Annotated in this window: 19 protein-coding genes and 2 tRNA genes; 10 read left to right on the top strand and 11 right to left on the bottom strand. The window is 48.7% G+C overall.

All coding sequences use genetic code 11. The features are described 5' to 3' along the window. The first annotated feature begins 45 nt into the window (after positions 1 to 45). Both gloA and rnt read left to right on the top strand, forming a co-directional pair. Positions 46 to 453, top strand: coding sequence for a lactoylglutathione lyase (gene gloA / locus ACLJQJ_RS05780; protein ID WP_001237787.1), 408 nt, complete (start codon positions 46 to 48; stop codon positions 451 to 453). A 100-nt stretch (positions 454 to 553) separates the two neighbouring features. Then, positions 554 to 1,201: a ribonuclease T gene (rnt, locus tag ACLJQJ_RS05775; RefSeq protein WP_001282273.1), complete on the top strand. Its 648-nt coding sequence runs from the start codon at positions 554 to 556 to the stop codon at positions 1,199 to 1,201. A gap of 77 nt (positions 1,202 to 1,278) precedes the next feature. On the opposite strand, the gene grxD is transcribed toward rnt, so the two are convergent. Continuing rightward, entirely contained in the window at positions 1,279 to 1,626 is a 348-nt protein-coding gene (grxD, locus tag ACLJQJ_RS05770) for a monothiol glutaredoxin 4 (protein WP_000108176.1), read from the bottom strand. Between the two features lie 334 nt (positions 1,627 to 1,960). Here grxD and ACLJQJ_RS05765 point away from each other — a divergent pair, with 334 nt between their 5' ends. Further along, on the top strand, positions 1,961 to 2,782 hold the full coding sequence (locus ACLJQJ_RS05765) for a C40 family peptidase (protein ID WP_063809206.1): 822 nt from the start codon (positions 1,961 to 1,963) through the stop codon (positions 2,780 to 2,782). A 126-nt stretch (positions 2,783 to 2,908) separates the two neighbouring features. Beyond that, the gene (sodB, locus tag ACLJQJ_RS05760) at positions 2,909 to 3,490 is read left to right on the top strand and encodes a superoxide dismutase [Fe] (protein ID WP_000007294.1); all 582 of its coding nucleotides are present in this window, start codon (positions 2,909 to 2,911) and stop codon (positions 3,488 to 3,490) included. 82 nt (positions 3,491 to 3,572) lie between these two features. On the opposite strand, the gene ACLJQJ_RS05755 is transcribed toward sodB, so the two are convergent. Then, positions 3,573 to 3,662, bottom strand: coding sequence for a YnhF family membrane protein (locus ACLJQJ_RS05755; RefSeq protein ID WP_000102277.1), 90 nt, complete (start codon positions 3,660 to 3,662; stop codon positions 3,573 to 3,575). Between the two features lie 295 nt (positions 3,663 to 3,957). Here ACLJQJ_RS05755 and purR point away from each other — a divergent pair, with 295 nt between their 5' ends. Further along, positions 3,958 to 4,983, top strand: a complete 1,026-nt coding sequence (gene purR, locus ACLJQJ_RS05750) for an HTH-type transcriptional repressor PurR (protein ID WP_000190992.1) — start codon at positions 3,958 to 3,960, stop codon at positions 4,981 to 4,983. On the opposite strand, the gene punR is transcribed toward purR, so the two are convergent. Beyond that, positions 4,980 to 5,912, bottom strand: a complete 933-nt coding sequence (gene punR, locus ACLJQJ_RS05745; RefSeq protein ID WP_000269523.1) for a DNA-binding transcriptional activator PunR — start codon at positions 5,910 to 5,912, stop codon at positions 4,980 to 4,982. The genes purR and punR overlap by 4 nt on opposite strands. Before the next feature lie 112 nt (positions 5,913 to 6,024). Here punR and punC point away from each other — a divergent pair, with 112 nt between their 5' ends. Both punC and cfa read left to right on the top strand, forming a co-directional pair. Next, positions 6,025 to 7,230 carry a purine nucleoside transporter PunC gene (gene punC / locus ACLJQJ_RS05740; protein ID WP_063809205.1) on the top strand — a complete coding sequence of 402 codons (1,206 nt, stop codon included), beginning with the start codon at positions 6,025 to 6,027 and terminating at the stop codon, positions 7,228 to 7,230. A gap of 289 nt (positions 7,231 to 7,519) precedes the next feature. Beyond that, positions 7,520 to 8,668, top strand: a complete 1,149-nt coding sequence (cfa, locus tag ACLJQJ_RS05735; protein ID WP_000098879.1) for a cyclopropane fatty acyl phospholipid synthase — start codon at positions 7,520 to 7,522, stop codon at positions 8,666 to 8,668. Positions 8,669 to 8,709: 41 nt separating this feature from the next. On the opposite strand, the gene ACLJQJ_RS05730 is transcribed toward cfa, so the two are convergent. Next, complete coding sequence (locus ACLJQJ_RS05730) at positions 8,710 to 9,351, bottom strand: riboflavin synthase (protein WP_063809204.1); 642 nt, start codon at positions 9,349 to 9,351, stop codon at positions 8,710 to 8,712. Between the two features lie 216 nt (positions 9,352 to 9,567). Between ACLJQJ_RS05730 and mdtK the strand changes: the two genes are divergently transcribed. The 3 genes from mdtK to ACLJQJ_RS05715 all read left to right on the top strand — a co-directional run bounded on the left by mdtK (position 9,568) and on the right by ACLJQJ_RS05715 (position 11,256). After that, on the top strand, positions 9,568 to 10,941 hold the full coding sequence (mdtK, locus tag ACLJQJ_RS05725; RefSeq protein ID WP_001175081.1) for a multidrug efflux MATE transporter MdtK: 1,374 nt from the start codon (positions 9,568 to 9,570) through the stop codon (positions 10,939 to 10,941). Between the two features lie 151 nt (positions 10,942 to 11,092). Further along, positions 11,093 to 11,169: transfer RNA gene (locus ACLJQJ_RS05720), tRNA-Val, on the top strand. A 10-nt stretch (positions 11,170 to 11,179) separates the two neighbouring features. After that, positions 11,180 to 11,256 (top strand) — tRNA-Val (locus ACLJQJ_RS05715). Between the two features lie 158 nt (positions 11,257 to 11,414). Here the strand turns inward: ACLJQJ_RS05715 and ssaU are convergent. The 7 genes from ssaU to ssaO all read right to left on the bottom strand — a co-directional run bounded on the left by ssaU (position 11,415) and on the right by ssaO (position 15,909). Further along, positions 11,415 to 12,473 (bottom strand): SPI-2 type III secretion system apparatus protein SsaU, encoded by a 1,059-nt coding sequence (gene ssaU, locus ACLJQJ_RS05710; protein ID WP_063814040.1) that lies wholly within the window; start codon positions 12,471 to 12,473, stop codon positions 11,415 to 11,417. Then, positions 12,470 to 13,249: an SPI-2 type III secretion system apparatus protein SsaT gene (gene ssaT, locus ACLJQJ_RS05705; RefSeq protein WP_000068763.1), complete on the bottom strand. Its 780-nt coding sequence runs from the start codon at positions 13,247 to 13,249 to the stop codon at positions 12,470 to 12,472. The genes ssaU and ssaT overlap by 4 nt, the downstream gene beginning before the upstream one ends. Then, entirely contained in the window at positions 13,250 to 13,516 is a 267-nt protein-coding gene (ssas, locus tag ACLJQJ_RS05700; RefSeq protein ID WP_000999982.1) for an SPI-2 type III secretion system apparatus protein SsaS, read from the bottom strand. Then, entirely contained in the window at positions 13,513 to 14,160 is a 648-nt protein-coding gene (gene ssaR / locus ACLJQJ_RS05695) for an SPI-2 type III secretion system export apparatus protein SsaR (RefSeq protein WP_000056367.1), read from the bottom strand. Before ssaR ends, ssas begins: the two co-directional genes overlap by 4 nt. A 67-nt stretch (positions 14,161 to 14,227) precedes the next feature. Then, positions 14,228 to 15,196, bottom strand: coding sequence for an SPI-2 type III secretion system cytoplasmic ring protein SsaQ (ssaQ, locus tag ACLJQJ_RS05690; RefSeq protein WP_000944180.1), 969 nt, complete (start codon positions 15,194 to 15,196; stop codon positions 14,228 to 14,230). Beyond that, entirely contained in the window at positions 15,177 to 15,551 is a 375-nt protein-coding gene (gene ssaP / locus ACLJQJ_RS05685; protein WP_001223307.1) for an SPI-2 type III secretion system apparatus protein SsaP, read from the bottom strand. The genes ssaQ and ssaP overlap by 20 nt, the downstream gene beginning before the upstream one ends. Then, positions 15,532 to 15,909, bottom strand: coding sequence for an SPI-2 type III secretion system apparatus protein SsaO (gene ssaO, locus ACLJQJ_RS05680; protein WP_000449089.1), 378 nt, complete (start codon positions 15,907 to 15,909; stop codon positions 15,532 to 15,534). Before ssaO ends, ssaP begins: the two co-directional genes overlap by 20 nt. Positions 15,910 to 15,911 lie beyond the last annotated feature (2 nt).

The raw sequence follows: 15,911 nt of genomic DNA, 5'->3' as shown, positions 1-15,911 counted from the left end.
CGCCGCTATACTTTGAATATCTTGACTATTTTAAGGACAACGAAAATGCGTTTATTGCATACTATGCTGCGCGTCGGCGATTTGCAGCGTTCCATCGCTTTTTACACTAACGTTCTGGGCATGAAATTGCTGCGTACCAGTGAGAATCCGGAATACAAATACTCGCTGGCCTTTGTGGGATATGGTCCGGAAACGGAAGAAGCGGTCATCGAACTAACCTATAACTGGGGCGTTGAGAGCTACGACATGGGCAATGCGTATGGGCACATCGCGCTGAGCGTTGACAATGCTGCTGAAGCCTGTGAACGCATTCGTCAGAACGGCGGCAACGTGACCCGTGAAGCGGGGCCGGTAAAAGGCGGTTCGACCATCATCGCCTTCGTTGAAGATCCGGATGGCTATAAAATCGAATTGATTGAAGCTAAAGACGCAGGCCGCGGTCTGGGTAACTGATCCCCCGCCGGGCGCAGGTCACTGCGCCCGTTGTTTTACTGCATCCCGGCGTAAAATTTGCCATAATACGCGCTGCATTTTTTCGTATTAAGAGACTCAGATGTCCGATAACGCTCAACTTTCCGGTCTGTGCGACCGTTTTCGTGGTTTTTATCCTGTCGTCATCGACGTTGAAACTGCAGGATTTAACGCTAAAACCGATGCGCTGCTCGAAATCGCCGCCATCACGCTGAAAATGGATGAACAAGGCTGGCTGATGCCGGACACGACGCTGCATTTCCATGTGGAGCCGTTCGCTGGAGCCAACTTACAGCCGGAAGCGCTTGCGTTTAACGGTATCGATCCCTCTAACCCGCTACGCGGCGCGGTGAGTGAATATGAGGCGCTACACGCTATTTTCAAAATGGTGCGTAAAGGTATCAAAGACAGCGGTTGTAGCCGCGCCATTATGGTCGCGCATAACGCCACTTTTGATCACAGTTTTATGATGGCCGCCGCAGAGCGCGCCTCGCTGAAACGTAACCCGTTTCATCCGTTCGTCACCTTTGATACTGCGGCATTGAGCGGACTGGCGCTGGGACAAACGGTGTTATCAAAAGCGTGCCTGGCGGCAGGTATGGAGTTTGACGGTGAAAAGGCCCACTCCGCTTTGTATGATACCGAGCGGACAGCGGTGCTGTTTTGTGAAATTGTCAATCGCTGGAAGCGCCTGGGCGGCTGGCCGTTACCTTTGTCGACGGACAAATAACGAGGCTAACAACGCCGCTCTTGCTTTCTATGGCAGTAAAAAAGCGACCTTTACAGGTCGCTTTCCCCTTTCACAGATTACTCTGCGTCCGGCTCCTGAGTTTTATATTTTGCCGCAGTTTCTTTAATAAGCTGCTGCAGCTCACCACGCTGATACATTTCAATCACAATATCACACCCGCCGACCAGCTCGCCGTCCACCCACAGTTGTGGGAATGTCGGCCAGTTGGCGTATTTCGGTAATTCAGCGCGAATATCCGGGTTTTGCAGGATATCAACATAGGCAAAACGTTCCCCGCAGGCTGAAAGCGCCTGAACGGCCTGCGCAGAGAAACCACAGCTTGGCAGTTTCGGTGAACCCTTCATATACAGGAGAATCGGGTTTTCAGCGATCTGGCGCTGAATTTTTTCGATAGTGGTGCTCATTGTCTCGCTTCCTTAAACTACTTTTACGACCGAAGCCTGTCATTGTAACGGGTCAGGCTGGCAACGGAAAATAACATTTTCATCATGCCTTATTATTTTACCGTCTGCGGGAATAAGTTGTATACAAAATATCTTTTAAGCGGGTTGCCGCGCAGTGATTTGTAGATAACGCGTTCGTGTTTAGCATTAATTGCTATTTTTTTACATCTGTTAACGAAACACAGCTTCAGAAACCAAAAGCAATTACCAATCTGTGCTTTTGTAGATTAGAATTATCAGGTTTTGTAAATCATACGCAGGCATGAATCGCCTGCCTTTAACAGAGGATTGCTCAGTGGCGCGGATAAACAAAATCTCGATCACGCTCTGTGCTTTACTTTTTACTACTCTCCCCTTTACGCCAATGGCCCATGCTTCCAGGCAAGCCAAAGCGACGCCTGCTGTTTCTCATGTCACGAAAACGGCAGATAAAAAGAAAAGCACAACGAAAAAGATCAGTAAAACCAGCAAAAAAAACGTAAAAAAAAACTCAAAAACCAGCCGTTCTTCTTCCGCTTCTACGCCAAAACGTACCACCGCCTCCACAAAATCTCGTCATACGACGCATCGTCGTAACAGAACCGCGCCCACGTCAATCGCCGCCCTCGACGTAACGGAAAAATGCACGACGCGTAAAGGCCGTAAGCCGCACTGCGTGAAGGGGAAAGGAACATTGCCGGTCTCTATTGCCGATGCGCATCGTGCAAAAGTACAAAAAGCGACGAAAACCGCGATGTCCAAACTCATGAACCAGATTGGTAAACCGTATCACTGGGGAGGCGCGTCGCCGCGCACCGGTTTTGATTGCAGCGGTCTGGTTTATTATGCCTATAAAGATTTAGTGAAGATCCGTATCCCCCGAACGGCGAATGAGATGTATCACCTGCGTGACGCGGCGCCCATTGAGCGTAGCGAGTTGAAAAACGGCGATCTGGTGTTCTTCCGTACGCAGGGGCGCGGCACCGCCGATCACGTTGGCGTCTATGTCGGCAACGGTAAGTTTATTCAGTCCCCGCGCAGCGGTCAGGAAATTCAGATCACCTCACTGAACGAAGAATACTGGCAACGTCATTATGTCGGCGCCCGCCGGGTGATGACGCCTAAAACAATTCGCTAATATTTTATCCTGTCGTTTAACGACAGGATAACTTCTTCTTTTGCGCCACCTCTCAATTTGCTACCCTATCCTTACGCGCACCAGGGTTATTGTGCGTGCGCAATATTAATAATAAGGAGAGAAGCAATGTCGTTCGAATTACCTGCATTACCGTATGCCAAAGATGCTCTGGCGCCGCATATTTCTGCTGAGACGCTGGAATATCACTATGGCAAACATCATCAGACTTACGTGACCAATCTTAACAATTTGATCAAAGGCACGGCATTTGAAGGCAAATCGCTGGAAGAGATCGTGCGCGCCTCCGAAGGCGGCATCTTTAATAACGCCGCTCAGGTGTGGAACCACACCTTCTACTGGAACTGCCTGGCGCCAAACGCTGGCGGCGAACCGACCGGGAAACTGGCTGATGCTATCGCGGCATCTTTTGGCAGCTTCGCGGAATTTAAAGCGCAGTTCACCGATGCCGCTATCAAAAACTTTGGTTCCGGATGGACATGGCTGGTAAAAAGCGCTGATGGCAAACTGGCTATCGTTTCTACCTCAAATGCCGGTACGCCGCTGACTACGGATGCAACGCCGTTGCTGACGGTTGATGTGTGGGAACACGCGTATTACATCGACTACCGCAACGCCCGTCCAAACTATCTGGAGCATTTCTGGGCGCTGGTTAACTGGGAATTTGTTGCGAAAAATCTCGCCGCATAAGTCTGAGTACGCAGAAGGTACGCCTTCTGCGTTTTAGAGAGGGATAGAATAGAGGAGACGCCCACCCTCAGAAGAGAGGAAATCAGTGCAGAGCGGCCGTTAATCCACCTGCGACAATCACGCCCAGAACAATCAGCGTAGTAATCAACGAAAATTTCAGGTCGGTACTCATCAAGTTTTCTCCTTTTTATTCCCACACAAAAAGTGATATAGCGCATTTTTGCACATTCCCGCCCAAAAATCTCTCATGTTTTATATTGATAACTGTTTTTAACGCTTCCCCTTTTCCTCAAGATCAGACAAAATTCCAGGCTTACTGAATTAGCGTAACGGCCATTGACCCCTTCCTGACGTTCCGTGTCGTTTTTCCGGCGTGCCGCAACCCTGATGTTGCGATTAGGGTGTGTGTAGGCAAACGTTTACCTGGCGTTTCTCAGGAGCTTAGCGAGGGTCTGGAGTGAAATGTAATGGCAACAATTAAAGATGTAGCGAAACGAGCAAACGTTTCCACTACAACTGTATCACACGTAATCAACAAAACGCGTTTTGTCGCTGAAGAAACGCGTAACGCGGTCTGGGCGGCAATTAAAGAGCTGCACTACTCTCCCAGCGCCGTCGCGCGTAGCCTGAAGGTTAACCATACCAAGTCGATAGGCTTACTGGCGACCAGCAGCGAAGCGGCCTATTTTGCCGAAATTATCGAGGCAGTTGAAAAAAACTGTTTCCAGAAAGGCTATACGCTGATTTTAGGCAACGCCTGGAATAACCTGGAAAAACAGCGCGCCTACCTGTCCATGATGGCGCAAAAGCGCGTGGATGGCCTGCTGGTGATGTGTTCTGAGTATCCAGAACCTCTGCTTTCCATGCTGGAAGAGTATCGCCATATTCCGATGGTGGTGATGGACTGGGGTGAGGCGAAGGCCGATTTTACCGACACGGTGATTGATAACGCCTTTGCAGGCGGCTATATGGCGGGTCGTTATCTGGTTGAACGCGGCCACCGGGATATCGGCGTTATTCCCGGCCCGCTGGAGCGCAACACCGGCGCGGGCCGGCTGGCAGGCTTTATGAAAGCCATGGAGGAGGCGCTGATCAACGTGCCGGACAACTGGATTGTTCAGGGCGACTTCGAGCCGGAATCCGGTTACCACGCGATGCAGCAAATTTTATCGCAGTCACATCGCCCTACCGCCGTTTTCTGCGGCGGCGATATTATGGCGATGGGCGCGCTTTGCGCGGCTGACGAAATGGGGCTTCGCGTACCGCAGGACGTTTCGGTGATCGGTTATGACAATGTGCGTAACGCCCGTTTCTTTACCCCGGCGCTGACGACGATTCACCAGCCCAAAGACTCTTTAGGTGAAACCGCATTTAATATGCTATTGGATCGCATCGTCAATAAGCGTGAAGAGTCACAGTCTATTGAAGTTCATCCACGCCTGGTTGAGCGTCGCTCGGTCGCTGACGGCCCGTTCCGCGACTATCGGCGTTAATCCCCGCTGTCGGGAGCCTCTTCTGGCTCCCGCAGCCACTCCCGATTCAACGTTTCGCTATCGCCCAAATAGTCCAGCAGCCATGCCAGCGCGGGCGAGGCTTCGTTTTGCTGCCACGTCACGCAACAGGCCGCATCGGGAAACGGATTCTCTAACGTCAGCGCCACCCATTTTCCGCTGTCTATCCACTGTCGGGCAAAATGCGTCGGCACCATTCCCACGCATAGTCCTGCCGACAGGCAGGTTGCCGATGACTCCCAGTCCGGTACGACGACCCTTTTTTGGTTATCCAGCAGCCAGGTAATCCGTTTCGGTAAGGTTCGCGAAGTGTCTTCCCTGACCAGCGACGGCCAGTTGCGCAGGGTATCATCGCTTAACGGCCCAGGCATCGACGCCAGCGGGTGATCGCTTGCCACTACGCAGCTCCAGCTCAGGGTCCCCATATCCCGAAAAGCGTAACGCCCCCCTACCGGAATCGCCTGCGTCGCCCCAATCGCCAGTTCGACACGCCCGTCGGAGAGCGCGTCCCAGACGCCGTTAAACACCTCCTGAAAAACCAGCAGTTCCACATCGTCAAAATGGCGATAGAAATCGACGATCATCTGCCGGGTACGTTCTGGTCTCACGATATTGTCCACCGCAATAGCTAACTGCCCGCGCCAGCCATTAGCAATTTGCTGACACTGTTGGCGAGTGATCTGCATTTTTTTGATAACAGAACGCCCTTCTTTTAAAAACCAGACGCCAGCAGGCGTCAGTTCAACATCACGGTGACGTCGTACAAAAAGCGGTACGGCCAGCCACTCCTCTAACTGACGAACGGTGTAACTGACTGCTGAAGGCACACGGTGCAGTTCCTGCGCCGCCGCGCTAAAACTGCCATTGCGCGCCACGGCGTCAACCACTTCAAGCGAGTATTCCGACCACATAATTTGCCTACAAAAATTTTGAATTCACTGGACAAATATTAACGTTTCACAACCGTAATTTCACTCCCTACACTCTGCGACAATGTCTGTCTGATAAGAAAGAGAAACAAATATGCAACCTGGAAAAGGTTTTTTAGTCTGGTTAGCCGGCCTTAGCGTGCTGGGATTTCTGGCTACGGACATGTACCTGCCCGCGTTTGCCGCCATACAGGCGGATTTACAAACGCCTGCCGCCGCGGTCAGCGCCAGCCTCAGCCTGTTTTTAGCTGGCTTTGCCGTCGCGCAACTCCTCTGGGGACCGCTATCGGATCGTTATGGCCGTAAACCGATTTTACTGCTGGGGTTATCTATCTTTGCACTCGGAAGTCTGGGGATGCTGTGGGTAGAAAGCGCGGCAGCACTGCTGACGCTGCGCTTTGTGCAGGCCGTCGGCGTTTGTGCGGCAACGGTAATTTGGCAAGCGCTGGTGACCGATTATTATCCTTCGCAAAAAATTAATCGTATCTTCGCCACTATCATGCCACTGGTGGGATTATCCCCGGCGCTTGCGCCCTTACTGGGAAGCTGGATACTGACGCATTTCTCATGGCAGGCGATTTTCGCCACCCTGTTCGTGATTACGTTGTTGCTGATGTTGCCGGCGTTGCGCTTAAAACCATCGTTAAAAGCGCGTACCGAGGGACAGGATAAACTCACTTTCGCGACGTTGTTACGCTCTAAAACCTATCGCGGTAATGTGCTGATTTATGCCGCCTGTTCCGCCAGCTTTTTTGCGTGGCTAACAGGGTCGCCGTTTATTCTCAGCGCGATGGGTTACAGCCCGGCAGTGATTGGCCTGAGCTATGTTCCGCAAACCATCGCTTTTCTGATTGGCGGATATGGTTGCCGCGCGGCGCTACAAAAATGGCAGGGCTACCAATTGCTTCCGTGGCTGTTAGGGCTGTACGCGCTGAGCGTTATCGCCACCTGGGGAGCGGGCCTTCTGAATAATGCCTCACTGGTGGAGATCCTGATTCCTTTCTGCGTAATGGCGATTGCTAATGGCGCAATTTACCCTATCGTCGTCGCGCAAGCGTTACGCCCTTTCCCTCAAGCCACGGGACGCGCTGCGGCGCTACAAAATACGCTGCAGCTGGGGTTATGTTTCCTGGCAAGCCTGGTGGTTTCATGGCTCATCAGCACGCCGCTGCTGACCACCACCAGCGTAATGCTCTCTACCGTTGTTCTGGCGGCGTTAGGCTACAAAATGCAGTCTCATGCAGATTGCGCTGAGACCGGGTTTCCTCATGCCAATGTCGCCCACGACAAGTCTCACTAAAAGCTTGTTAACCGCTGGTAATTAGCACGCTAACAATTTTCGGTTGAATCATCAAAAATTGCGGCCTATACTGATTCACGGTTGTTTATATTACGATAATTATTAGGCATTAACGGGAACCGGAGCGTTCCCGATTCACCATGGATGGCCTTTTCGGCAAGGGTTCCTCCCTTCCTCTGTTCTACGTCGGATAACTGGCTCACGGAATTGTCCGTGGGATTTCTCACAAAGCCAAAAAAGCGTCTACGCTGTTTTAAGGTTCTGATCACCGTCCAGTGATGGAGAAACTATGAGTTCATCGTGTATAGAAGAAGTCAGCGTACCGGATGATAACTGGTACCGAATCGCCAACGAATTGTTAAGTCGCGCGGATATTACAATTAATGGTTCCGCCCCGTCTGACATTCGTGTTAAGAATCCCGATTTTTTTAAACGCGTCCTTCAGGAAGGATCGTTGGGGTTAGGTGAGAGTTACATGGATGGCTGGTGGGAATGCGAGCGTCTGGATATTTTCTTCAGCAAAGTCTTACGTGCCGGTCTTGAAAATCAACTCCCCCACCATGTTAAAGATACGCTCCGTATCCTCGGCGCGCGTCTGATTAATCTACAAAGTAAAAAACGCGCCTGGATTGTCGGCAAGGAACATTACGATCTTGGTAATGACCTTTTTTCCCGTATGCTCGATCCCTATATGCAATATTCTTGCGCCTACTGGAAAGATGCCGATACGCTGGAAGCGGCACAGCAAGCCAAGCTGAAATTAATTTGCGAAAAGCTACAGCTACAACCGGGGATGCGTGTGCTGGATATCGGCTGCGGCTGGGGCGGCCTGTCGCAATATATGGCGACCCATTATGGCGTTAGCGTGGTGGGCGTAACGATCTCCGCTGAACAACAAAAAATGGCGCAGACGCGTTGCGAAGGTCTGGATGTTTCCATTCTCCTCGAAGATTATCGCGACCTTAACGATCAGTTTGACCGAATCGTCTCTGTCGGCATGTTCGAACATGTCGGGCCAAAAAACTACAACACCTATTTTGAGGTCGTTGACAGGAATTTAAAACCGGATGGTCTTTTCCTGCTCCATACTATTGGTTCTAAAAAAACCGATCATAATGTCGATCCGTGGATCAATAAGTATATTTTCCCCAACGGTTGTTTGCCATCTGTTCGTCAAATCGCCGAGGCCAGCGAATCACACTTTGTAATGGAAGACTGGCATAACTTTGGCGCCGACTATGACACGACTCTGATGGCGTGGCATGAGCGCTTTATCAATGCCTGGCCAGAGATTGCGGGCAATTATAACGAGCGCTTTAAACGTATGTTCAGCTATTATCTCAACGCCTGCGCGGGTGCGTTTCGCGCGCGTGATATCCAGCTTTGGCAGGTGGTATTTACGCGCGGCGTTGAAAACGGACTGCGCGTTCCTCGCTAATCATCTCCCCCGCATTTCATGCGGGGGAATCTTATTTTCCGTTAGCCAATGTCGGCCTGATTTCTGACCGCATTTTCTCGCGCAGCCATTACGCGTTCTACGGTATCGACAACCGCCTGCGTTTGCGGATCGATCTCGATATTCACACGCTCACCCAGTTTTTTTCTGCCAAGCGTAGTACGTTCCAGCGTTTCCGGAATGAGATGCACGCAGAAGCGCGTTGGCGTTACCTCGCCGACGGTCAAACTGATGCCGTCGACGCCGATAAAGCCTTTGTACAGGATATACTTCATCAGGGACGCATCCTGCACTTTAAACCACACCTGATGGTTATTTTCGGAGGTCAGGATTTTCGCGATCTCCGCCGTCGTAATAATATGCCCCGACATCAGATGTCCACCGATTTCATCGCTGAATTTGGCGGCGCGCTCTACGTTGACCTCATCACCTACCCTCAACGCGCCCAGATTGGTGATGCGCAACGTTTCTTTCATCAGATCAAAACTGATCTGGTTGCCGTTTATTTCAGTCACCGTCAAACAGCATCCGTTATGCGCTACCGACGCCCCCGTCTCCAGCCCCTCCAGCATGTAGTCCGGTAACGTCACCACATGGGTGCGAAAGTTGGGTTTTTCATCAATCGATACCAGTTTCGCGGTACCCTGTACGATCCCCGTAAACATATCTTCAACTCCTGAAATAAATAAAAGCAGAACTGTTCAGCACAATAGCAGGTGGAAAAACAGCTTGCCAGCAATGCGCCGTTAACAACTGTTTTTTCGCTGGAGAAATAGTAATACCCCGCTACAATAGACTGAAATTTCCCCTGCTATTTCTTTTGGCTGCCACTACGGCGGCTTTTTAGTCTTTCATATAACAACAAAATAAAAGGTGAATACGTGCAGAAGTATACCAGTGAAGCGCGTCAGTTATTAGCGTTAGCGATACCGGTGATCCTTGCGCAAGTGGCACAGACCGCAATGGGATTCGTCGATACCGTCATGGCGGGAGGCTATAGCGCTACGGACATGGCTGCCGTCGCTATCGGCACCTCTATCTGGCTTCCCGCCATTTTGTTTGGTCACGGCTTACTGCTGGCCTTGACGCCTGTGATTGCGCAACTCAATGGCTCCGGCCGCCGTGAGCGTATCGCGCATCAGGTTCGACAAGGGTTCTGGCTGGCAGGCTTTGTCTCCGTGCTGGTGATGATCGTCCTGTGGAATGCCGGATACATTATCCGCTCCATGCATAATATTGATCCGGCGCTGGCCGATAAAGCCGTGGGTTATCTTCGCGCGCTGCTGTGGGGCGCGCCAGGATACCTTTTCTTTCAGGTAGCGCGAAACCAGTGCGAAGGTCTGGCCAAAACCAAACCGGGTATGGTGATGGGATTTTTGGGCCTGCTGGTGAATATTCCGGTGAACTATATTTTTATCTATGGCCATTTTGGTATGCCGGAACTCGGCGGTATCGGCTGCGGCGTTGCGACCGCGGCGGTCTATTGGGTGATGTTTATCGCCATGCTTTCTTACATTAAACACGCGCGTTCAATGCGTGATATTCGTAATGAAACAGGCTTTGGCAAACCCGATAGCGTCGTCATGAAGCGCCTGATTCAACTGGGGTTGCCGATTGCGCTGGCGCTGTTCTTTGAAGTGACGTTGTTTGCGGTCGTTGCGCTGCTGGTTTCGCCATTAGGTATTGTGGATGTCGCGGGTCATCAGATTGCGCTTAACTTTAGCTCGCTGATGTTCGTGCTGCCGATGTCGCTGGCTGCGGCGGTAACAATTCGAGTGGGTTATCGTCTGGGCCAGGGCTCAACGCTGGATGCGCAAACCGCAGCGCGTACCGGTTTAGGCGTCGGCATTTGTATGGCTGTGGTTACCGCGATCTTTACCGTGACTCTGCGTAAGCATATTGCTTTGCTCTACAATGACAACCCCGAGGTCGTGGCGCTTGCCGCACAATTAATGCTGCTCGCTGCGGTTTACCAGATTTCCGACTCTATACAGGTTATCGGCAGCGGTATTCTGCGCGGTTATAAAGATACGCGTTCCATCTTTTTTATCACCTTTACCGCCTACTGGGTGTTAGGTTTACCCAGCGGTTATATCCTGGCGTTAACGGATCTGGTGGTGGATCGTATGGGACCGGCAGGCTTCTGGATGGGGTTCATCATCGGCCTGACCTCGGCGGCGGTGTTAATGATGCTACGGATGCGCTATCTACAACGTCAGCCGTCCGCCATCATTTTGCAGCGCGCTGCGCGATAATACGACGATAGCCGTCGCATGGCGGCTATTTTCTCGACATGTTGCATATTTCCACCGCAATCAGGTGATTTCAGGAAGAAAATTGCGATTTCCCTCTTGCCTCATTGCGGTTGTGACGCTAATATTCGTCCCCGTTGTCACCTACAACGTTGCGTTCATAGCTCAGTTGGTTAGAGCACCACCTTGACATGGTGGGGGTCGTTGGTTCGAGTCCAATTGAACGCACCATCATTTTAATGCGTCTGTAGCTCAGTTGGTTAGAGCACCACCTTGACATGGTGGGGGTCGATGGTTCGAGTCCATTCAGACGCACCAATCCATTATCTTGTTTAAGTTTATAATACGCTATCTGGTGCTTGTGTCAGCCTAAAAGCGATTATTTTCAGTCTCTCATCTTTATCGTCAAGCGCTGCTCTATACGCTATTACCCCTCTTAACCTTCGCAGTGTCTTGAAGAAGCATACCAAAGGCATTTATGGTGTTTCGGTAGAATGCGCATAATCTATCTTCATCACCATACGTAACAAGGCTGCAACGGGTTCAAATAACGTTTCAGGAATTTTATCTCCGCGTTCCACTTCAAAAAATAATGAGCGGGCCAGCTCAACATTTTCAACAACGGGAATGCAGTTGCGTTCAGCGATGTTAACGATATAGTTAGCTTGAGCATCTCTGCCTTTTTCCAGAACGCGTGGTATTGGCATATCGGTGGGATGATAGCCGAGACAAACCGCAATATGCGTTGGATTACGCACTACCGCAACAGATTGTTTAACAGATTGAGCTAAACTCCCACTCTGTATTTCACTCTGCATTTCCCGACGCCGTGTCTTCATTTGAGGATCGCCCTCCAGATCTTTATGCTCCTGTTTTACGTCATCTTTACTCATTTTTAGATCTTTTCTAATCTTATAATATTGAAAAGAATAGTCCAGTATGCCAACGACGATATAAAAAGCCATTACCCCTACCCATAACCATTTTATTAAAGAAGAAACCACAAGCAGACCACAGACTAACCCACAGTACGGTAGCGCCCGAAAAGTACTGGCATAATAATAAAAGAAAAAGGCAAAGATAAGAGATAACATGATAACTTTCAGGCTGGATTTACATAATTCTACTACGCTATGTAAAGAGAATATCTGCTTAAAATTACTTACCGGATTTATGTGCTCGCTTTTAAAACCAATGGCCTTGCTGGCAATAACCACCCCCACCTGAAGAAACACGCTACCCACAGTAGCAACTATTACCCCAGCGCCCAGAAACAGCAGTGCAGAAGTCAATGACTCTATTAAAGCATGACTCAATTGCGTTAATGCATAAGAAAATGGTTTATTTACTAATTGTAATGTGAAAGTTATTGACTCAATCAGTATCAAAATCATCTTTTCAGTAAAGAAATGAAAATACAAATAAAGCGCAATCAGCTGAAATAATGATGTTATTTCGATACTTTTGACGACCTGCCCTTCCTTACGACCATCACGTAATTTCTTTTCTGTAGGCTGTTCTGTTTTCTCGCTCATACAGATGGGAACCAGTCTTTCAGATAAATATAAAACTTATCACTTTCAACCAAATAGTGATGAAGAGCATAAGGGAATGAGATCAGGAGCGTGAGTAGAACTAATATACTTTTGAGCGGCATTGAGAAAAAAAACACATTCAGTTGTTGTGCCGACCGATTTAAAAGACCTAAAGCCAGATCGGCTAATACCATACATATTATGGCAGGAACAGAGAAACTGACACATAATTGATAAAGCGTTCTCCACTCTGCCTGGATATATTTTAAAAATTGCCGGTCAAATAATAAAGTACGCCCTGGTGGTAAATATTGATATGACTCATACAGAATATTTAATATAAACTCCATGCCGCCGCTTATAAAGAAAATAACACACAAAAACTGGCTGAAAAGCAAGCCAAAAAGTGAGGTTTCAGCTTCCATTGTAGAATTGAATATCGTACCCATTGTCGCGCCACGTAAAGTATCAAGCAGAAACCCCGCCATATCAACGGCCCAAAAAGGAACCGCCGCACAAAACCCAATTAAAAAACCAATAATCACCTCTCCAGTGACTAACCCTAACCAACTGTAATCTTTACCAATATGCATCATAATCTTCTGCTGGTAAATGATTGGTAATATCGGAAAGGTAAGTGACATAAGCACGCCATTACGTAAAAGTGCGGCCCCTAAACTGCCACTTTTTAATAAGGGAAGTAATAAAGAAAGGCTCAATGGTCGAATAAAAGCCACAGCCAATGCAATAAGCCACTCATTTACCTGTTGTGCCATTCAACCATGCTCTCCAATTCGTAACATTATCTGCCGGGTATAATTCAACAGGATACCGCTAAGCCATGGGTAGCTGACCATTAAGGTTATTGCAATTGCCAATAATTTAATCATAAACTGTAGCGTTTGGTCCTGTATTTGAGTCAAGGCCTGAACAAGGCTTACGATGACACCAACTACCGATGCCACCAACACTACCGGCATAGACGTAAAAAGGACGATCCATAAAAGTTGCGTTACAAATTGCGTCAATTCAGAATCATTCATGAAAAGCTCTGTACCAATTGCGCCAGTGTCAGATCCCAACCGCCTGCCAGTAAAAATATTAGCAGCTTAAACGGTAATGAAATGGTCATCGGCGACACCATCATCATCCCCATAGCCAGCAGTATATTTGAAATAAGCAGGTCAATAGCCAGAAAGGGAAGATAAATAAGTAATCCAATCCGAAACGCCTGCGTTAACTGACTCACCGTAAATGCCGGAATTAATATGAGCAAAGAATCAGGTTTTATCTTTCTTTTTATGTCTTCAGGCCAGGTTCGTTTTATCAAATTCCGAAAATAATTGGCTTCCTTCTCTTCAGAGTTTTTTTGCAAAAACTGTCGATAAGGCGCTAATGCTTTACTGTCCCACTCAGACGTCCAGAAAGGAGCGCCAGCAACCTGAACCGGATGCCAGCGCTCTTTTACAGCTAATAACGTCGGTCCCATAATGAATAAGGAAAGTACAAGCGCAAGGCCATACAGTGCGATATTTGGGGGAACTTGTTGAATACCCAGAGCATTTCGTAAAATCGAAAATACCACCGCCAGTTTAAGGAAAGAAGTTCCCATGACGATAATGAGAGGCAGTATTGAAAGCAGAAACAATATACCAATCAGTTGCAAAGGCGAATCGGGTAAAGACATACTGTATCTCTCATGACACGACCTGGAACGCTATTATATTGTTCGCATATTATTTTTGTTATCAGGTTTACGCTGTATTTTTGGAAAGATACCAACGTGTAATACGCACCATAAATTCATTACCACAGGCAATCAACTCACCTTGCCCAATAATACGGTCATTTACTCTTATCGTCACCTCTGGCGCAAAACATCCCCCTACAGGCAAAACGTCCCCCGTTTTAAGTTGTCGTAATTGTCCAATTTCCAGACTCGCACGTCCGACCTCAAAGAGCACCTGTTGTGGTATCTGCTCAAGTTCGACTGAAGACGTTCCGTCACTCTTTGACATTGGGCTCCCTGACGCAAGTAGCGTTTCGATATCCTGGACTAATTCGTCAAATTTCATCGTGTTATCCTCTGTCAGCAACACCCTTGCGTAGATTCCCCCAGGTAGTTGAATAGCAAAAAAACCGAGTCTGATGTCGCCGAAGCAATGAATCCGAACGCCCATGCCGATTTCGATAGACTCAAGTTCAATTAATGTAAGCTGGCACCAGCCTGAATATACAGGGACTACCACAGGAGGGGCAGGATAAATCTGTTGACGCTCAGCAGAAAGCTCTCCGACTATATTGCGCAGAAAACCCGTTGGCCATGTAAAAATAATGCTATGGAACTCATGTTCTTCAACTGTCCATTTAATATGCAACGCTAGCTGATGTGGTAGATTACTGCAGGATGTTGGCGGTTCGTTCTGACAGAGGGTGGCATCACTGGCTTGCAATAACGGCGCCAGCCCCCATTCAGCTATTCCGTATAGCAATTCAGGATCGATAACCGATCGATTAGCGGTGCCAATTAACCCTTCACACCAGCGCTGCCAGCATTGTTCTGCAATCCACACCCTACCCAGCTCATTATGATAATGTATGGTAAATAATGTCCCTTGCTGTACTGGATATTGTTGCATACTCAATGTCAGCTCACCAATGGTAGCGCCTTGCGTTGGAAGCATCTCCATCCACGGACGCTCTTCATTCGCTATTCTTAACATAGAATATCTCCAGGGAAATTATATACCCCATATGCAGCAACTGAGACTCCAGCCACTGCTTTAGCGCTTTCATCGAACGGTAAATTTCATGATGAGGGACATTGATTTTTAGCTGGATTAGCCCCCCTGATTCACATACTTCACACTCTACACCGTCAAGATAACCGCCACTAACACGATAACGCTGCGTGAAAACCACGTTCTTATTCAATGCTGCAGGAGAATTATTCTCACCAATGGGTAATGCCTGGTGCATGAGTTGTTCAAAGTCCATACGTTCCGCCTCCGCCTCGTTATCATCCTGATAAGACTGGCATGGCAACCCTAGACTTCCTTCAACTTTGGTAATACGCATCGCTTAATACCATAGTAATTTTTTCTTTCTTTTTCATAAGCGCATTAAAATTCTTCTGTAATTCGCTTCGCCGGGAGACAAGCTGCTGATACTGATTCTCTAACTGCTGCCGTTGCGTCAAAAAGCTCTGCGCCTGAGTGAATAACCCGGCCATTTGTTGTTTCTTATCCAACAATAAATGACAAGATAACGTACCTTGCCAGCCCATTAATTCTTTCAGTCTGGTAGACACTGCTAAAGCGCGCGTCTGGCAAATCTGCTGTTCAGTAATAATCGCCTGTTGCTGCTGATCAAGTACGGTAAGTTTGCCGCGTAATTGCTTTTCACGCCGCGCGATTATCTCCAGCAAAGTTTCCATGA

The organism is Salmonella sp. SAL04202 (assembly GCF_046550775.1).
In the GTDB taxonomy this organism is placed as follows: Bacteria; Pseudomonadota; Gammaproteobacteria; order Enterobacterales; family Enterobacteriaceae; genus Salmonella; species Salmonella enterica.
The sequence above is the reverse complement of the archived record's forward strand: the minus strand, read 5'-3'. Positions and strand labels throughout refer to the sequence as shown.

Excerpts from the sequence above, each read along its gene's own strand:
- ssaR (WP_000056367.1), bottom strand. The coding sequence starts at position 14,160 with ATGTCTTTACCCGATTCGCCTTTGCAACTGATTGGTATATTGTTTCTG.
- ssas (WP_000999982.1), bottom strand. The coding sequence starts at position 13,516 with ATGAATGATTCTGAATTGACGCAATTTGTAACGCAACTTTTATGGATC.
- sodB (WP_000007294.1), top strand. The coding sequence starts at position 2,909 with ATGTCGTTCGAATTACCTGCATTACCGTATGCCAAAGATGCTCTGGCG.
- purR (WP_000190992.1), top strand. The coding sequence starts at position 3,958 with ATGGCAACAATTAAAGATGTAGCGAAACGAGCAAACGTTTCCACTACA.
- punR (WP_000269523.1), bottom strand. The coding sequence starts at position 5,912 with ATGTGGTCGGAATACTCGCTTGAAGTGGTTGACGCCGTGGCGCGCAAT.
- rnt (WP_001282273.1), top strand. The coding sequence starts at position 554 with ATGTCCGATAACGCTCAACTTTCCGGTCTGTGCGACCGTTTTCGTGGT.
- ssaQ (WP_000944180.1), bottom strand. The coding sequence starts at position 15,196 with ATGTTAAGAATAGCGAATGAAGAGCGTCCGTGGATGGAGATGCTTCCA.
- ssaO (WP_000449089.1), bottom strand. The coding sequence starts at position 15,909 with ATGGAAACTTTGCTGGAGATAATCGCGCGGCGTGAAAAGCAATTACGC.
- grxD (WP_000108176.1), bottom strand. The coding sequence starts at position 1,626 with ATGAGCACCACTATCGAAAAAATTCAGCGCCAGATCGCTGAAAACCCG.
- cfa (WP_000098879.1), top strand. The coding sequence starts at position 7,520 with ATGAGTTCATCGTGTATAGAAGAAGTCAGCGTACCGGATGATAACTGG.
- ssaU (WP_063814040.1), bottom strand. The coding sequence starts at position 12,473 with ATGAGCGAGAAAACAGAACAGCCTACAGAAAAGAAATTACGTGATGGT.
- ACLJQJ_RS05755 (WP_000102277.1), bottom strand. The coding sequence starts at position 3,662 with ATGAGTACCGACCTGAAATTTTCGTTGATTACTACGCTGATTGTTCTG.
- gloA (WP_001237787.1), top strand. The coding sequence starts at position 46 with ATGCGTTTATTGCATACTATGCTGCGCGTCGGCGATTTGCAGCGTTCC.
- ssaT (WP_000068763.1), bottom strand. The coding sequence starts at position 13,249 with ATGGCACAACAGGTAAATGAGTGGCTTATTGCATTGGCTGTGGCTTTT.
- ACLJQJ_RS05730 (WP_063809204.1), bottom strand. The coding sequence starts at position 9,351 with ATGTTTACGGGGATCGTACAGGGTACCGCGAAACTGGTATCGATTGAT.
- ssaP (WP_001223307.1), bottom strand. The coding sequence starts at position 15,551 with ATGCGTATTACCAAAGTTGAAGGAAGTCTAGGGTTGCCATGCCAGTCT.
- punC (WP_063809205.1), top strand. The coding sequence starts at position 6,025 with ATGCAACCTGGAAAAGGTTTTTTAGTCTGGTTAGCCGGCCTTAGCGTG.